Here is a 15,483-nt window from a genome sequence, read left to right on the forward strand (position 1 = left end):
AAGGGCGAAGCGGCTAGCGCGTAAAGCTCTGGGCGTTGCCCGCGTCGACATTGATGATGTTGCCGGTCGACTTGGCCGACATGTCGGACGCCAGGAAATAGATCGCTTCGGCGATATCTTCCGGGAAGACCGAGCGCTTCAGCATCGAACGCGAGCGATAATGCTCCTCCAGATCGTCGGTCGACATCTTGTAGGCGGCGGCGCGCTGTTCCTTCCACTCCCCGGTCCAGATCTTCGAGCCGCGCAGCACCGCGTCCGGGTTGACGACATTGACCCTGATCTGCGCCTCCGCGCCCTCAAGCGCCAAGCAGCGGGCGAGATGGATCTCGGCGGCCTTGGCGGTGCAATAGGCGGCGGCGTTGGGTGATGCGGCAAGGCCGTTCTTGGAGGCGACGAAGACGACGTTGCCACCAATCTTCTGCGCGCGGAACAGCCGGAACGCTTCCCGCGAGACCAGGAAATAGCCGGTCGACAGGATGTCCATGTTCTTGTTCCACAGCGCCAGCGTCGTCTCCTCGATCGGCGCCGAGGAGGCGAGGCCAGCATTCGACACCAGAATGTCGATGCCGCCGAACTCGACCGCTGTCTCGGCAAAGCCGGAGATAACCTGGTCCTCCAAGGTGACGTTGATCAGCACCGGGCGGACGAAATCCTTGCCATAGACCTTGGCCAGTTCGTCATTGGCGCTGGCCAGCGCTGTCTCGTCGATGTCGGCCAGCACCACGCAGGCGCCTTCGCGCAGCAGCCGGTTGGCCGTGGCGCGGCCGATGCCGCCGGCGCCACCCGTGACCAGCGCGATCTGGCCGGCAAGCGACTTCGCCTTCGGCATACGCTGCAGCTTCAGGTCCTCGAGCAGCCAGTATTCGATGTCGAAGGCTTCCTGTGCAGGCAGGCCGACATAGGACGAGACGGTGGAGGCGCCGCGCATGACGTTGATGGCGTTGACATAGAATTCGCCAGAAATGCGCGCCGTCGCCTTGTCGCCGGCGAAGGTGAACATGCCGACGCCGGGCATCAGGTAGACGACGGCATTGGGATCGCGGATGGCGGGCGAGTCCGGATGCTTGCAGCTGTCGTAGTAGGCCTGGTAGCCGACGCGATAGGCTGCGATGTCGTCGGCAAGCCGCGCAATCACCGCATCGACATCGGGCTTGGCCGGATCGAATTCGATGACCAGCGGGCGGATCTTGGTGCGCAGGAAATGGTCGGGGCACGAGGTGCCGAGTGCCGCCAGCGGGCGCAGATCCCTGGAATTGACGAATTCGAGCACGGCGGCGGAATCGTCGAAATGGCCTGTTTTGTGGCTCTTCTCCGAGATCAGGCCCCGAATCCTCGGCATCAGTTTGGCCGCGATGGCACGGCGCTCGGTGGCGTCGAGTGCCTTGACCACTTCACCGCCGAAGATAGCGACACCTTCGGAGCGGCGCTCGAACCATTCGATTGCCTGGTTGATCACCGAGATCGTCGTCTCGTAGCATTCCCTGGGGGTGTCGCCCCAGGTGAACAGGCCGTGGCTTTCCAGGATGACACCCTTGGAATCGGGGTGTTCGAGGCAGAATTTCTCCAGCCACAGGCCAAGCTCGAACCCGGGACGCTTCCACGGCAACCAGCCGATGGCGTCGCCGAAGATTTCTTTCGTCAGCGCCTTCGAATCCTTCGCGGCGGCAATGGCGATGATGGCATCGGGATGCATGTGGTCGACAAAAGGCTTCGGCACGTAGGCGTGCAACGGCGTGTCGATAGAGGCCGCGCGTGGATTGAGGTTGAAGGTGCAGTGCGGCAGGAAGCCGACCATTTCATCTTCGTGCTCGACGCCGCGATAGAGACCTTTGAGCGCGCGCAGCTTGTCCATGTAGAGCGTGGCAAAGCCGTCCAGCTTGATCGAGGCGCTGTCGCCGCCTGATCCCTTGACCCACAGCACTTCGACATCCTCGCCGGTGAGCGGATCCTTCTGCCAGATCTTCGACGACGTGTTGCCGCCGCCATAATTGGTGACGCGCTTGTCGGAACCGAGCGTGTTCGAGCGGTAGACCAGAAGTTCCGGCCCGCTCATCGCGTGAGCCTTGGCCTCGTCCCACAGATTGGCGAGGCGCGCGCCGGTGCGCTTGTCGAGCATAAGAAATCCTCCCGAAGGCACGCAAAAGGCGCGGCCATTTGGTCCGAATTTCCACGGAAGCAGCCGGCTTGTCAATCACAAACGATCAATATCGATCATATTGCACTGCACAATGAAATTATATGATCGGAAATGATTGACACTGCGCGTTTTGGGTGCCTAGATGCTCAGGCAGGGAGGAACCATGCACGAAAAAGAGCGCCACAGGATCATTCTGTCCGCCGTCCAGGAAAAGCCTGTTGTGACGGTGCAGGAGATGGTCGACCTGACGGAGTCCTCCGAGGCGACGATCCGGCGCGATATCGCGGCTCTCCATGTTCAAAAGCGCCTGCGCCGTGTGCGTGGCGGCGCCGAGGCAATCTCGCCGCCGCAGTTCATCGGGCTGGCCGGCCGGCCCTTCTCCGTCAACGAAACGATCAACGCCTCGCAGAAGCGGGCGATTGCGCGTGAGGCCGTCGAGCTGTGCAAGGACGGCGAACCGATCATCATCAATGGCGGCACCACCACCTTCCAGATGGTGCATTTCCTGACCGGCCGCCGCATGCCGATCTTCACCAATTCGTTCCCGATCGCCGAGCACCTGCTCAAGCACTCCAAGAACACGGTGATGCTGTCGGGCGGCACCATTTATCGCGAGCAGAACATCATCCTGTCGCCCTTCGACAATGACGTGACGCGCAATTTCTATGCGCGCCGCATGTTCATGGGCGCGCAGGGTCTGGGGCCGCTCGGCCTGATGGAGGGCGATCCGCTTTTGATCCAGGCGGAGCAGAAACTGATCGACCAGGCCGACGAGTTGGTGGTGCTGGTCGATTCCTCGAAATTCCGCAAACGCTCCAGCCTGATCCTGTGCGGCCTGTCGCGCATCGCCACCGTCATCACCGATGACGGCATCGAGGATCGCGAAGCCAAGATGCTGGAGACCGCGGGGGTGACGCTGATCGTCGCCCGCACATCCGCGACCAACAAGGAAGAATCTTCACTGCAGGCCTGAGGCCAACTCGCGCTCGCAGCGACGATGGAATGCAACGCTCAAGGGAGGAAATTCGATGAGCTTCTTGAAGAAATTGATGGTGACGGCTGCATTCTCAGCCGCCATGTTCGTGAATGCTGCCTATGCCGAAAACGTCAAGATCGCACTGGTGGTGAAATCGCTCGGCAACGGCTTCTTCGATGCCGCCAACAAGGGCGCCGAAGAGGCGGCCAAGGAACTCGGCGATGTCGACATCATCTACACCGGCCCGACCAAGGCGACCGCCGAAGCGCAGATCGAAGTGGTCAATTCGCTGATCGCGCAGAAGGTCAACGCCATCGCCATTTCGGCCAATGACGCCGACGCCTTGGTGCCGGTGCTGAAGAAGGCCATGGAACGCGGCGTCACCGTCATCTCGTGGGATTCGGGCGTCGCCAAGGAAGGCCGCCAGCTTCACCTCAACCCGTCCGATACCGGCCTGATCGGTGAGACCATCATCAAGCTTGCCGCCGACCACCTGCCGGAAGGCGGCGAGGTCGCCATCCTGTCGGCCTCCTCGACCGCCACCAACCAGAACGCCTGGATCGACGCGGCCAAGAAAATCCTGCCGGAGAAGTTCCCCAAGATCAAACTCGTCGCCACCGTCTATGGCGATGACGATTCGGCCAAGAGCACCGACGAAGCCAAGGGCCTGTTGAAGTCCTATCCGAACCTCAAGGCGATCATCGCGCCGACCACCGTCGGCGTCGTCGCCGCCGCCCAGGTCGTCACCGACGAGAACCTGATCGGCAAGGTCAATGTCACCGGCCTCGCGCTGCCGTCGGAGTTCAAGAAGTTCATCGACAACGGTTCCAGCCAGGCGGTTGCGCTGTGGAACCCGATCGACCTCGGCTACTCGGCCGTCTACCTCGCCCATGATCTGGCGGTGAAGAAGGAAGAGGCGAAGCCCGGCGCCACGCTGTCGATCGGCCGCGTCGGCAAGGTCACGCTCGACGACACCAACTCGGCTGCGATGGCTCCGCCCTTCCAGTTCGACAAGTCGAACATCGAAAAGTTCTCCAAGATCTATTGATCTGGAGTCCTCTCGAGCTGACGCGGCGGGGCTCACGTCCCGCCGCGACTTTAAACGAACCTTGTTTCAGGGCTTGATACGATTATGGACACGACAGCCCAACACGGCGCGGTGAAGGAGCGGCCTCCGGCCCCGGCTCCACGCCTGACGCTGTCCGGCATCTCCAAGAGCTTTCCCGGCGTGCGCGCGCTGCACAATGTCAGCCTGTCTCTCTACCCCGGGCAGGTGACGGCGCTGATCGGCGAAAACGGCGCCGGCAAGTCGACGCTGGTCAAGATCATGACCGGCATCTACCAGCCCGATGAGGGTACGATCAGCATCGACGGCCAGGCCGTCACCATGCCGAGCGCGCATGCCGCCTTCGGGCACGGCGTCACCGCCATCCACCAGGAAACCGTGCTGTTCGACGATTTGTCGGTCGCAGAAAACATCTTTCTCGGCCATGCGCCGCGCACGCGATTGCGCACCATCGACTGGCGCACGATGCGCAAGAACGCGCGCGAAGTGCTTGACACCATGCATGCCGGCCACATCGACGCCGATGCGCGCCTGAAGGACCTCGGCATCGCCAACAAGCATCTGGTCGCCGTTGCGCGCGCCATGTCGATCGACGCGCAGATCGTCATCATGGACGAGCCGACCGCCGCGCTTTCGATGAAGGAGATCGAGGAGCTCTTTTTGCTGATCGAGTTCCTCAAGAGCGACGGAAAGGCGATCCTGTTCATCAGCCACAAGTTCGACGAGATCTACCGTATCGCCGACCGCTACACGGTGTTCCGGGATGGCGAGATGGTCGGCGAAGGCCTGATCAAGGATGCCGGCCAGAGCCAGATCGTGCGCCTGATGGTCGGCCGCGCGGTCGATCACATCTTCCCGCAGCGCAAGGCCGAGATAGGCGCGCCGGTGCTCTCCGTTTCCGGCCTGTCGCATCCGACCGAATTCAACGACATCGGCTTCGAACTGCACAAGGGCGAGATCCTCGGCTTCTACGGCCTGGTCGGCGCCGGCCGCAGCGAGGTGATGCAGGCGATATCGGGCATCACCCGCACATCAGCCGGCACGATCACGCTGGAAGGCAAGACGCTCGCGCCGAAATCGGCGGCGGATTCGATCGATGCCGGGATCGTCTACGTGCCCGAAGAACGCGGCAAACAAGGCGTGGTGATCGGCCTGCCGATCTTCCAGAACGTCTCGCTGCCTTCACTCAAGCGCACATCGAAGTCCGGCCTGCTGCGGATGTCGGAGGAGTTCGATCTGGCCCGCTCCTACACCGAGCGGCTCGACCTCAGGGCCTCCTCGCTCAGCCAGGACGTCGGCACGCTGTCGGGCGGCAACCAGCAGAAGATCGTCATCGCCAAATGGCTGGCGACGTCGCCCAGGGTGATCATCCTGGACGAGCCGACCAAGGGCATCGACATCGGCTCGAAGGCCGCCGTGCACGGCTTCATGGCCGAGTTGGTGGCGCAGGGCCTGTCGGTGATCATGGTGTCCTCCGAACTGCCCGAAATCCTCGGCATGTCCGACCGGGTCGTGGTCATGCGCGAGGGGCTTGTCGCGGCGGTCTACGACAACAAGGGGCTGGACGCCGAGACGCTGGTTCGGACGGCAGCGGGGATCGCGGCATGAAGGCTTTCCTGAAATACCGTGAAATCTGGCTGTTGGCGGCCATCGTCGTGCTGATCGGCCTGATTTCGACGCGCTTCCCGGCCTTTGCCGACCCCGGCAATCTGCGTCAGGTGTTCAACGACACCTCGATCCTGATGATCCTGGCGCTCGGCCAGATGGTGGTCATCCTGACCCGGTCGATCGATCTGTCGATGGCGTCCAATCTCTGCTTCACCGGCATGGTGGTGGCGATGCTGAACGCAGCACATCCGGCGATCCCAATCCCGCTGCTGATCGTCGTCGCACTGCTGGTCGGCCTTGTGCTCGGCGCCATCAACGGCCTGCTGGTGTGGCGCCTGAACATCCCCTCGATCGTGGTGACGCTGGGCACGCTGACCATCTATCGTGGCGCGACCTTCGTCCTGTCCGGTGGCGCCTGGGTCAATGCCGACAAGATGAGCCCGGACTTCATCGGCTTTCAGCGCGCCGCCTTCCTCGGCATTCCGGTGCTGTCGTGGATCGCCATCCTGATCATTGCGCTGTTCTTCGTCTTGATGACGCGCACCGCGCTCGGCCGCTCGATCTATGCCATCGGCGTAAACCCGACGGCTTCCGTCTATGCCGGCATCGATGTCGGCCGCACCAAGTTCATCGTCTTCTGCATCTCCGGCATGATCGGCGGCCTGTCAGGTTATCTCTGGATCTCGCGCTATGTGATCGCGTCGGTCGAGGTCGCCAATGGCTATGAGCTCAACATCATCGCCGCCTGCGTCATCGGCGGCATCTCGATCGCCGGCGGCATCGGCTCGGTCGGCGGCGCGGTGCTCGGCGCACTGTTCCTGGGCATCATCTCCAACGCCCTGCCGGTCATCAACATCTCGCCCTTCTGGCAGATGGCGATTTCGGGCAGCGCCATCATCCTGGCCGTCGTGCTCAACGCGCGCGGCGAACGCCAGCAAGGCCGCATTATCCTCAGAAAGGTGGAGGCGTGACCGACATCCCTGCTCCGCGCCACATTCCCGACCGGCTCGACAAGCCGCTTCGTTCGGCGATCTTTTCCTGGGAAGCGCTGCTGGTCGTGGTGGTCGTCGCCATCTTCGCCATCAACAGCTTCGCCTCGCCCTATTTCCTCGACCCGTATTCGCTGTCCGATCTCACCTTCAATTTCACAGAGAAAGGCCTGATCGCCTTCGCCATGGCGCTGCTGATCATTTCGGGCGAGATCGATCTGTCGGTGGCCGCCATCATTGCGCTGGCGTCGACGATGATGGGCATGGCGGTGCAGGCCGGCGCCGGCACGCCGGTGCTGGTAGCGATCGGCATCGTCGTCGGGCTCGGCTGCGGCGCCTTCAACGGTCTGCTGGTGACAAGGCTCGGCCTGCCGTCGATCGTCGTCACCATCGGCACGATGAGCCTGTTTCGCGGCATCGCCTTCATCATCCTCGGCGACCAGGCCTACAAGGGCTATCCCTCAAGCTTCGCCTTCTTCGGCCAGGGCTATGTCTGGTGGGTGGTGTCGTTCGAGCTGGTGCTCTTCCTCATTGCGGCCGTCGTCTACTGGTTCCTGCTGCACCGTACGAGTTTCGGCCGACGCGTCTTCGCCATCGGCAACAATCCGATAGCTGCGCAGTTTTCCGGCGTGCGCGTCGGCCGCACCAAGTTCATCCTGTTTTGCCTGACCGGGCTGATGTCGGGCATCGCCTCGGTGCTGATCACCTCGCGGCTCGGCTCGACGCGGCCATCGATCGCGCAGGGCTACGAGCTGGAAGTCATCACCATGGTGGTGCTCGGCGGCGTCAGTATCCTCGGTGGCGCCGGCAGCATTGTTGGGGTCGTGCTCGCAGCCTTCATCATGGGACTGGTGACCTTCGGGCTCGGCCTGCTCAATGTGCCCGGCATCGTCATGTCGATCTTTATAGGTCTGCTGCTGATCATCGTCATCGCCTTGCCGATCGTCTGGCGGCGATTGCGCGGAGGGCGCTGATGCCGCAGAAATACGCGTTCAAAATGAAGCTGAAGCCCGGCATGAAGGCCGAGTACAAGAAGCGCCACGACGAGATCTGGCCGTCACTGGTCGCGCTGCTGAAGCAGGCCGGCGTCTCCGATTATTCCATCCATCTCGACGAGGAGACCAATATCCTGTTCGGTGTTCTGTGGCGGCGTGACGACCACGGCATGGACGAATTGCCCGGATATCCGGTGATGCAGCGCTGGTGGGTTGAAATGGCCGACATCATGGAAACCAGGCCGGACAACGAGCCGGTGGCCGTGCCGTTGGAAACAATGTTCCACATGGCATGAGTGCGATGCGCCACATCGCCGTCATCGACATCGGCAAGACCAACGCCAAGGTGGCGCTGGTCGACCCCGCGACGTTGAGCGAGGTGGCGCTGCGCCGCATGTCCAATGCGCCGGTGCGACAGGCGCCCTACCCGCACCACGATGTCGAGGCCTTGTGGGCATTCATCCTCGAAAGCCTTGCCGGCCTCAACCACGAACAGCGCATCGACGCCATTTCGATCACCACCCATGGCGCGACCGGCGTGCTGGTCGACGCGGCGGGTGAACTGGTGCTGCCTGTGCTCGACTATGAGTTCGATGGCCCTGATAGACTGGCACCGGATTATGACGCGATCCGCCCCCCTTTCGCCGAGACCGGCACGCCGCGCCTGCCGCTCGGCCTCAATCTCGGAGCACAATTCTTCTGGCAGCAGAAAAGCTTCCCGGCGGAATTCGCCAGGGCCGCCGCGATGCTGATGTATCCGCAATACTGGGCGTTGCGCCTGACCGGTGTCGCCGCCAACGAGGTGACTTCGCTCGGCTGCCACACCGATCTGTGGAACCCTTGGACGGCGGATTTTTCATCATTGGTCGACAGGCTGGAATGGCGCGGGCTGATGGCGCCGGTGCGGCCGGCCAGCGACCGCCTCGGCCCGATCCTGCCCATCGTTGCGATGCGAACCGGACTCGATCCGCAAACGCCGGTGTTCTGCGGCCTGCATGATTCCAACGCCTCGCTTCTGCCGCATCTTCTCTCCGACAAACCGCCTTTCTCCGTCGTCTCGACCGGCACCTGGGTGGTGTCGATGGGGGTCGGCGGCAAACAGATTGCGCTGGATGCAGCGCGCGACACGCTGGTCAATGTCAACGCACTCGGCGATCCCGTTCCCTCGGCGCGCTTCATGGGCGGCCGCGAGTTCTCCGTGCTGACAAAGGATCAGCCGGAGCAGTGGACCGAGGATGATGTCGGCGCCGTGCTGGCGCGAAAAATGCTACTGCTGCCGTCGACCCAGCAAGGCTCGGGGCCGTTCCCGCACCATGCCGCGGCATGGGTCAACGCCGACGGCCTGAACAGCGGCCAGCACTTTGCCGCCATCTCGTTCTACCTGGCATTGATGACGGCAACCTGTCTCGAGCTGATCGGCGCGGACGGCCCGACCACGGTCGAAGGCCCCTTTGCCCGCAACCGGCTCTTTGTCGGCATGCTGGCGGCAGCCACGGCGCGCGCCGTGGTTGGGTCCGAGGCCGCCACCGGCACCAGCATCGGCGCGGCGCTGCTGGCATCCGATCAGCCGGCGACGCACGGCAAGGGCGAAAGAATAGAACCGCCTGTAGACCCGGCCTGGGTCGACTATGTCAGCGCATGGCGCTCGGCAGTGGACGTGCAGGGCTGATCAGAGAATCCGTTTGCCGAAAGCCGACATGACGAAGTTGACCGCGTCGGTGCCGATCCGCGGCTCCAGATCCGCCGTCAGGCCCGAAACATCCATCGACAGCAAGCCACCGGAGAGCGCGATCGCCTCCATCGCCTGGTGCGTTTCGCGCACGGTCAGCCCGCCGGAGCCCGCAGCCCAGCCGGCGAATTCGGTTGCGGTCGGCGAATAGCTGACATGAAAGCCTTGCGTGCCTGAGGTGGCGATGCGGATCGCTTCATGCATCAGGTCGCGCATCCCCATGGCGTCGATGTCGGTCATGGTGAAGGCCGACACGCGCGAATCCTTCAGCACCCGCGCCTCGGCCGGATCGGCGTGGCGCAGGCCGACGATGACGACATTTTCCGGCGACAGCTGCGGCTGCAGCGCGCCGGCCTTGTGATCGAGCCCGAGCGATCGCGCCAGGACCGAACATTCCGGCAGGTCGATGCCCTCCTCGTCCTCTGGCATCAGGGCGGCGATGGAATCGATCCAGATCAGGCCGAAAGAATGCGTCGCGCGCGCCGTCGCGGTCAGCGCCTTGTGGGCGATGCGACGATCGACGCCGGCAATCAGCCGGACCAGCCCCGATGGCGGCCGCTCGACATCGGCGAGTTCCACCACGTCGAAGTTCATCGCTTCCAGCCGGGCGCCGGTGCTTTCCCGGGCCAGGATGCCGGCGGCCCCCTGCCCGGCCGTGATCTGCACCATCTTACGGCCGGAAAAATCCTCGACGTCGTGCATCGGGGCCTTCTCGACATATTCCGAGGTCATCGCCAAAAGCATGGCGCCATAGCTCATGCGGAAGGCGACGCGGTCGCCGACGGAGGGCCTCGGGTCGGCATCGGCGACATCCAAAAGCAGATGATCGCTGGAGGCGCCGAGCACCCTTATCCCCCTGGCGATCGGCGTCAGTCCCTCGACCAGCACATCCTCACGGCCGATATTGGCGATGGCGCGCAGCCTGTCGCCTTCGTCGGGGAAGACCGGCTGGTTGCCGAAGGCGTCGTAACCCGATTGGCCGATCGGCCGTGACGGCTTGAGCTTGACCTCGATGATGTCGCTTGTCAGCCGGCAGGCATCGGGTTCGAGCTCCGCCCACGGCGTGTCGCGGAAGGTCTCGACACCACCCTGCAGGATCGCCTCGCCGACCCGCAGGTTGTTGATGCCGGCCGGCAACCTGCCTTCGAGCAGCAGCGGCAGCGACGACGAGGCGCCGCCGGAGATCACGTCGAGGCTTCTGCCGGACAGGCGCTCGGTCTTGTAGGCGTGGGCAACGAGCTGGCCGAGATTTTCCGGCGTCGGCATGATGGCGCCGAAGCAGCCGAGATTGGTGCCGATGCCGGCAATGCGAACGCCCTTGAACTGCAGTATCTGCTCGACGGTCGGGATCAAGTCGTTCGGCCAGATGCCTTCGCGCAGATCTCCGAGATCGATCATCAGCATGATGTCGTGGATGCGGCCCATGCGCTCGGCGATGCGCGATATCTCGCGGATGGTGGCGAGTTCCGACTGCAGACTGATGTCGACGGTGCGCACCACCTCCTCGACACGCGCCATCGGCGGGCTGCGCAACAGCATGATCGGCGCGTTGATGCCGCTGTCGCGCAGCCGGCGGATGTTCTCGAAACGCGATTCGGCGATGCCGGCGACACCGCCGCGCAACATGGCGCGCGCCACTTGCGGCATGCCGCAAGTGCCCTTGGTGACGCCGAACACTTTTATGCCCGACAGCGCGCAACGCTCGACGATCGTGCGCGCATTGCGCTCGATGCGGCCAAGGTCGATAGCGACTTGCGGTCCCGACACGGCTACCCCCCGTAGACCAGCCCCTGCGGGTCGATCTCCGGCTTGCGGCCGGCGACGAGGTCGGCAAGGAATTTCCCCGAGCCGCAGGCCATGGTCCAGCCGACATGGCCGTGGCCGGTGTCGAGATAGAGATTCTTGTAGCGCGCCTGGCCGATGACCGGCACCGAGTTCGGCATCATCGGCCGCAGACCGGCCCAGAACACAGCCTTCTTCTCGTCGAAGGCACCCGGAAAAAGATCCTTGCCGGTGCTGATGATCGTCTTGAAATCGGCGGGCTTGAAAGTTCGATCGAAGCCGGTGAATTCGGCCGTCGAGGACATTCGCAAGCGGTTGCCCAGCCTGGAATAGCCGATCAGCCGGTCCTCGTCGGCGCCGCCCATGGTCGGTCCCTTGCTTTCGTCCTCCAGGGGAATCGTCGCGGTATAGCCCTTTACCGGATAGACAGGCAGGTCGATGCCGTAACGGCGCCCGAGCAGGCCGCTCTCCGGTCCCATCGAGATGACCACGGCATCGCCGGCGACCGGGCCGGCCGACGTCATCACCGCGCGCACATGATCGCCCTCGATGTCGAGGCCTTCGACTGTCGTGCCGAACAGGAATTTGACGCCGAGCTTCTCGGCAGCATAGGCGGCCAGCCTGTCGACAAAGTGCTTGGAATCTCCGGTCTGGTCGGTTGGTGAATAGACGCCTCCGGCAATCTTGTCCTTGACGCCGGCAAGGCCTGGTTCCAGCTCGACCAGCCGGTCGCGGCCGACGATTTCGATCGGCAGGCCGTGCCTGGCAAGATAACGGTAATTGTCGGTGCCGGTGTCGAGGCTCTTTTGCGAGCGGAAGAAGTAGAGAATGCCCTTCTTGCGTTCGTCGTAGTGGATGCCGGTCGCTTCCGAAAGCGCATTGATGCAGTCACGCGAATAGAGCGCGAGCCTGAGCTTGATGTCGGTGTTGGCGCGCAGGCGCGCCACCGTGCACTGGCGCAGGAAACGCAGGCTCCAGGCGAGGAAATAGGGATCGAGGCGCAGCCTGACCTTGATGCCGAGATCATGGTTGTAGAGCCCGCGCAGGAAAGTCTTCAAAGCCGCCGGCGAGGCCCAGGCGGTGGCGTCACCCGGTGACACCAGGCCGGCATTGGACTGGCTGGTGCCTTGTGCCGCCGCCGGATGGCGCTCGATCACTGTCACCTCATGGCCGTCGCTGGCCAGATAATAGGCGGCCGCCGTACCGACGACACCGGCCCCGAGCACCGTTATTTTCATGCCATCCCCCAAGAGCTCCTCGCGGCGCGGCGCCTCCGCACCTTGCCGCGAACGTCTTCAATAGCGCTTCGCTGCCCGCCTTGCGAGCCCTTGGGAGAACCCGGCTCAGCCGCGCGCGGAGTTCTTGCCGGTCAGGATGCGTTCCCAGGCGAGCGCGTCGGCGACGATCTGGTCGAGATCGTCGCGTTGCGGGGTCCAGCCGAGCTCGGCGCGGGCGAGATCCGAATTGGCGACCACCGCCGCGGCGTCGCCGGGACGGCGATCGCCCATCTTCACCTCGAAATCACGGCCAAAGGCGCGGCGCACGCTGTCGATGACCTCGAGCACCGAGTAGCCATGGCTGTAGCCGCAATTGGCGACGAGGCTTTGTCCCCCGGCACGCAGCCGCTGCAAGGCCAGGCGATGCGCCGCCGCCAGGTCGCTGACATGGATGTAGTCGCGCATGCAGGTGCCGTCCGGCGTCGGATAATCGGTGCCGAACACCTGCATGAACGGCCGCTTGCCAAGTGCCGTCTCGCAGGCGACCTTGATCAGATGGGTTGCGCCCGGCGTCGACTGGCCGGTGCGGCCCTTCGGGTCGGCGCCGGCGACGTTGAAGTAGCGCAGCGCCGTATAGCGCAGGCCATGCGCGATCGACGCGTCGCGCAGCATCCACTCACTCATCAGCTTGGACAGGCCATAGGGCGATTCCGGCGACAGGCGGGCGTCCTCGCGCACCGGCTCCAGGCCGGCTCCGCCATAGACGGCGGCGGTCGATGAAAAGATGAAATTGGGCACGCCTTCGCGCACCGCGGTTTCGATCAGCGTGCGCGTCTTCGAGGTGTTGTTCTCGTAGTAACTGAGCGGGTCGGCGACCGATTCCGGAACCACGATCGAGCCGGCGAAGTGAATGATCGCGTCGACCTTGTTCTCCCTGATGACCGAGCCGACCAATTCCCGGTCGGCAACGTCGCCGACGACCAGCCTTGCCTCGGGCGCCACCGCCCATTCGAAACCGGTGGAAAGGCGATCGAGGACGACCACGCCCTCGCCGGCATCAAGCAACTCCCAGACCATATGGCTGCCGATGTAACCGGCGCCGCCTGTAACCAAAACCGTCATCCGCGTCCTCGCTTATCCAAGATTTATCGGAAACTGTCTCAACCCCCGCTCTACTGGAAAGCCCGCCGCATGACCATTGAAACCCGTGGTAACCGGCATCGCCGGCTAGTGGCATCGTCCTGAAACAAAGTTGATCCACATCAAGGGAATAGGCCACGATCCGTGATCGTTAGGAACAGGTCCGGGGCGTGGCATTTTGACCAAAAAGGCCAGGTGGACGACCAACAGGCCAATGATTATGATCCCGCGCAAAAATTGGGAAGCCTATATGAACTATCAGCGGTTCTTCGAGGAAGCGATCGACCAGCTCCATGCCGAGCGTCGCTACCGCGTTTTCGCCGACCTGGAGCGGATCGCGGGCAAGTTCCCGCGCGCCATCTGGCGTTCCAATGGCCGCGCCGAGGAAATCACCGTCTGGTGCTCCAACGACTATCTCGGCATGGGCCAGCATCCCGACGTCATCGCCGCGTTCCAGAATACCGCCGGCAAGATGGGTTCGGGCGCCGGCGGCACCCGCAACATTTCCGGCACCTCGAACCCGCTGGTCGAACTCGAGGTGGAGCTTGCCGACCTGCACGACAAGGAAGCGGCACTGGTCTTCACCTCCGGTTTCGTCTCCAACGAGGCCTCGATCTCGACCATAGCGAAGCTTTTGCCCAACTGCCTGATCATCTCGGACGAATTGAACCACGCCTCGATGATCGAAGGCGTGCGGCGTTCCGGCGCCGAGAAGAAGATCTTCCGCCACAACGACGTGGCGCATGTGGAAAGCCTTTTGCAGACGGCGGGGCGCGAACGCGCCAAGCTGATCGTCTTCGAAAGCGTCTATTCGATGGATGGCGACATCGCGCCGATCAGAGAGATCGTCGAGCTCGCCGAGCGCTACAACGCCATGACCTATATCGACGAGGTCCATGCCGTCGGCATGTACGGGCCGCGCGGCGGCGGCATCACCGAGCGCGAAGGCCTGGCCGACCGCATCGACATCATCGAAGGCACGCTGGCCAAGGCGTTCGGCACGCTGGGCGGCTACATCACCGGCACCAGCGCCGTGATCGACGCCGTGCGTTCCTATGCGCCGGGCTTCATCTTCACCACGGCACTGCCGCCGGCGATCGCGGCTGCCGCGACCGCGTCGATCCGCCATCTCAAGCGCTCGCAGGCCGAGCGCGACGCCCAGCAGCAGCAGGCGAGCCGAACCAAGCAGATCCTGTCGGCCGCCGGCCTTCCGGTGATGGACTCGCCGACCCACATCGTGCCGCTTCTGGTCGGCGATCCCGAGGCCTGCAAGATGGCCAGCGACCGCCTGCTCGGCGTGCACGGCATCTACATCCAGCCGATCAACTACCCGACCGTGCCGCGCGGCACCGAGCGGCTGCGCATCACGCCGACGCCGTTCCATTCCGATGCACTGATCGCCGAATTGCAGGATGCGCTGGTCGAGACCTGGGATGCGCTCGGCATCCCCTATGGCTCCGCCGGGCGGCCTTCGGTGGCCAAAAGCGACCGCATCATTCCCCTGCTGGTCCCCAAGTCAGGCGGCTGAAGCCGTTGCTGGTTGCGCCTGTCGATTGCTTCCAACGCCGCGACGCTCCGACGTCACGGCATGGATCCTAGGGTCTCCGCGACGTCGCTTCGCGACTGCTACGCCCTAGGATGACGAAGCGTGGGGGCTTCTGGCTAGTCACAGAGTTGGAGTCTGGCATCGTAGCAATGGCCAACCTTCGAGGTTGGCCGAGGCATCTTTCTCTTCGTCATCCTAGGGCGGAGCAAGGAGCGAAGCGACGCGGCGCAGACCCTAGGATCCATGCCGTTACTGCGGCCGAAGAGTGAGGCGGTCCAGAATCTTCAAACGCGCGGCT

General features: G+C 63.6%; 12 protein-coding genes. 8 read left to right on the plus strand and 4 right to left on the minus strand.

All coding sequences use genetic code 11. The features are described 5' to 3' along the window. Positions 1–13: 13 nt before the first annotated feature. A complete protein-coding gene (locus tag NKJ67_RS15350) occupies positions 14–2,116 on the minus strand; it encodes a bifunctional rhamnulose-1-phosphate aldolase/short-chain dehydrogenase (RefSeq protein WP_352581844.1) in 2,103 nt (700 codons plus the stop codon). A 184-nt stretch (positions 2,117–2,300) separates the two neighbouring features. Here NKJ67_RS15350 and NKJ67_RS15355 point away from each other — a divergent pair, with 184 nt between their 5' ends. The 7 genes from NKJ67_RS15355 (at position 2,301) to NKJ67_RS15385 (ending at position 9,440) form a co-directional block, all read left to right on the plus strand. Further along, a complete protein-coding gene (locus tag NKJ67_RS15355; RefSeq protein ID WP_023813909.1) occupies positions 2,301–3,110 on the plus strand; it encodes a DeoR/GlpR family DNA-binding transcription regulator in 810 nt (269 codons plus the stop codon). 55 nt (positions 3,111–3,165) lie between these two features. Then, positions 3,166–4,161: a rhamnose ABC transporter substrate-binding protein gene (gene rhaS, locus NKJ67_RS15360; protein WP_352581845.1), complete on the plus strand. Its 996-nt coding sequence runs from the start codon at positions 3,166–3,168 to the stop codon at positions 4,159–4,161. Positions 4,162–4,245: 84 nt separating this feature from the next. Then, positions 4,246–5,787: a sugar ABC transporter ATP-binding protein gene (locus tag NKJ67_RS15365; protein WP_352581846.1), complete on the plus strand. Its 1,542-nt coding sequence runs from the start codon at positions 4,246–4,248 to the stop codon at positions 5,785–5,787. Continuing rightward, complete coding sequence (locus NKJ67_RS15370) at positions 5,784–6,758, plus strand: ABC transporter permease (RefSeq protein WP_352581847.1); 975 nt, start codon at positions 5,784–5,786, stop codon at positions 6,756–6,758. The genes NKJ67_RS15365 and NKJ67_RS15370 overlap by 4 nt, the downstream gene beginning before the upstream one ends. Further along, positions 6,755–7,750: an ABC transporter permease gene (locus tag NKJ67_RS15375; RefSeq protein WP_352581848.1), complete on the plus strand. Its 996-nt coding sequence runs from the start codon at positions 6,755–6,757 to the stop codon at positions 7,748–7,750. Before NKJ67_RS15370 ends, NKJ67_RS15375 begins: the two co-directional genes overlap by 4 nt. Next, positions 7,750–8,067 (plus strand): L-rhamnose mutarotase, encoded by a 318-nt coding sequence (gene rhaM / locus NKJ67_RS15380; RefSeq protein WP_352581849.1) that lies wholly within the window; start codon positions 7,750–7,752, stop codon positions 8,065–8,067. The genes NKJ67_RS15375 and rhaM overlap by 1 nt, the downstream gene beginning before the upstream one ends. Beyond that, a complete protein-coding gene (locus NKJ67_RS15385) occupies positions 8,064–9,440 on the plus strand; it encodes an FGGY-family carbohydrate kinase (RefSeq protein WP_352581850.1) in 1,377 nt (458 codons plus the stop codon). The genes rhaM and NKJ67_RS15385 overlap by 4 nt, the downstream gene beginning before the upstream one ends. Here NKJ67_RS15385 and NKJ67_RS15390 read toward each other — a convergent pair whose 3' ends face one another. From NKJ67_RS15390 to galE, 3 genes are all read right to left on the minus strand, one after another. Continuing rightward, positions 9,441–11,267, minus strand: coding sequence for an alanine racemase (locus NKJ67_RS15390; protein WP_127271726.1), 1,827 nt, complete (start codon positions 11,265–11,267; stop codon positions 9,441–9,443). It abuts the gene before it with no gap. 2 nt (positions 11,268–11,269) lie between these two features. Beyond that, a complete protein-coding gene (locus NKJ67_RS15395; protein WP_352581851.1) occupies positions 11,270–12,520 on the minus strand; it encodes a D-amino acid dehydrogenase in 1,251 nt (416 codons plus the stop codon). Positions 12,521–12,625: 105 nt separating this feature from the next. Next, positions 12,626–13,621, minus strand: a complete 996-nt coding sequence (galE, locus tag NKJ67_RS15400) for a UDP-glucose 4-epimerase GalE (protein WP_127270794.1) — start codon at positions 13,619–13,621, stop codon at positions 12,626–12,628. Between the two features lie 268 nt (positions 13,622–13,889). Here galE and hemA point away from each other — a divergent pair, with 268 nt between their 5' ends. Beyond that, the gene (gene hemA, locus NKJ67_RS15405) at positions 13,890–15,167 is read left to right on the plus strand and encodes a 5-aminolevulinate synthase (protein ID WP_352581878.1); all 1,278 of its coding nucleotides are present in this window, start codon (positions 13,890–13,892) and stop codon (positions 15,165–15,167) included. The last annotated feature ends 316 nt before the right edge of the window (positions 15,168–15,483 follow it).

The organism is Mesorhizobium sp. M0088, from assembly GCF_040322895.1.
Lineage (GTDB): Bacteria > Pseudomonadota > Alphaproteobacteria > Rhizobiales > Rhizobiaceae > Mesorhizobium.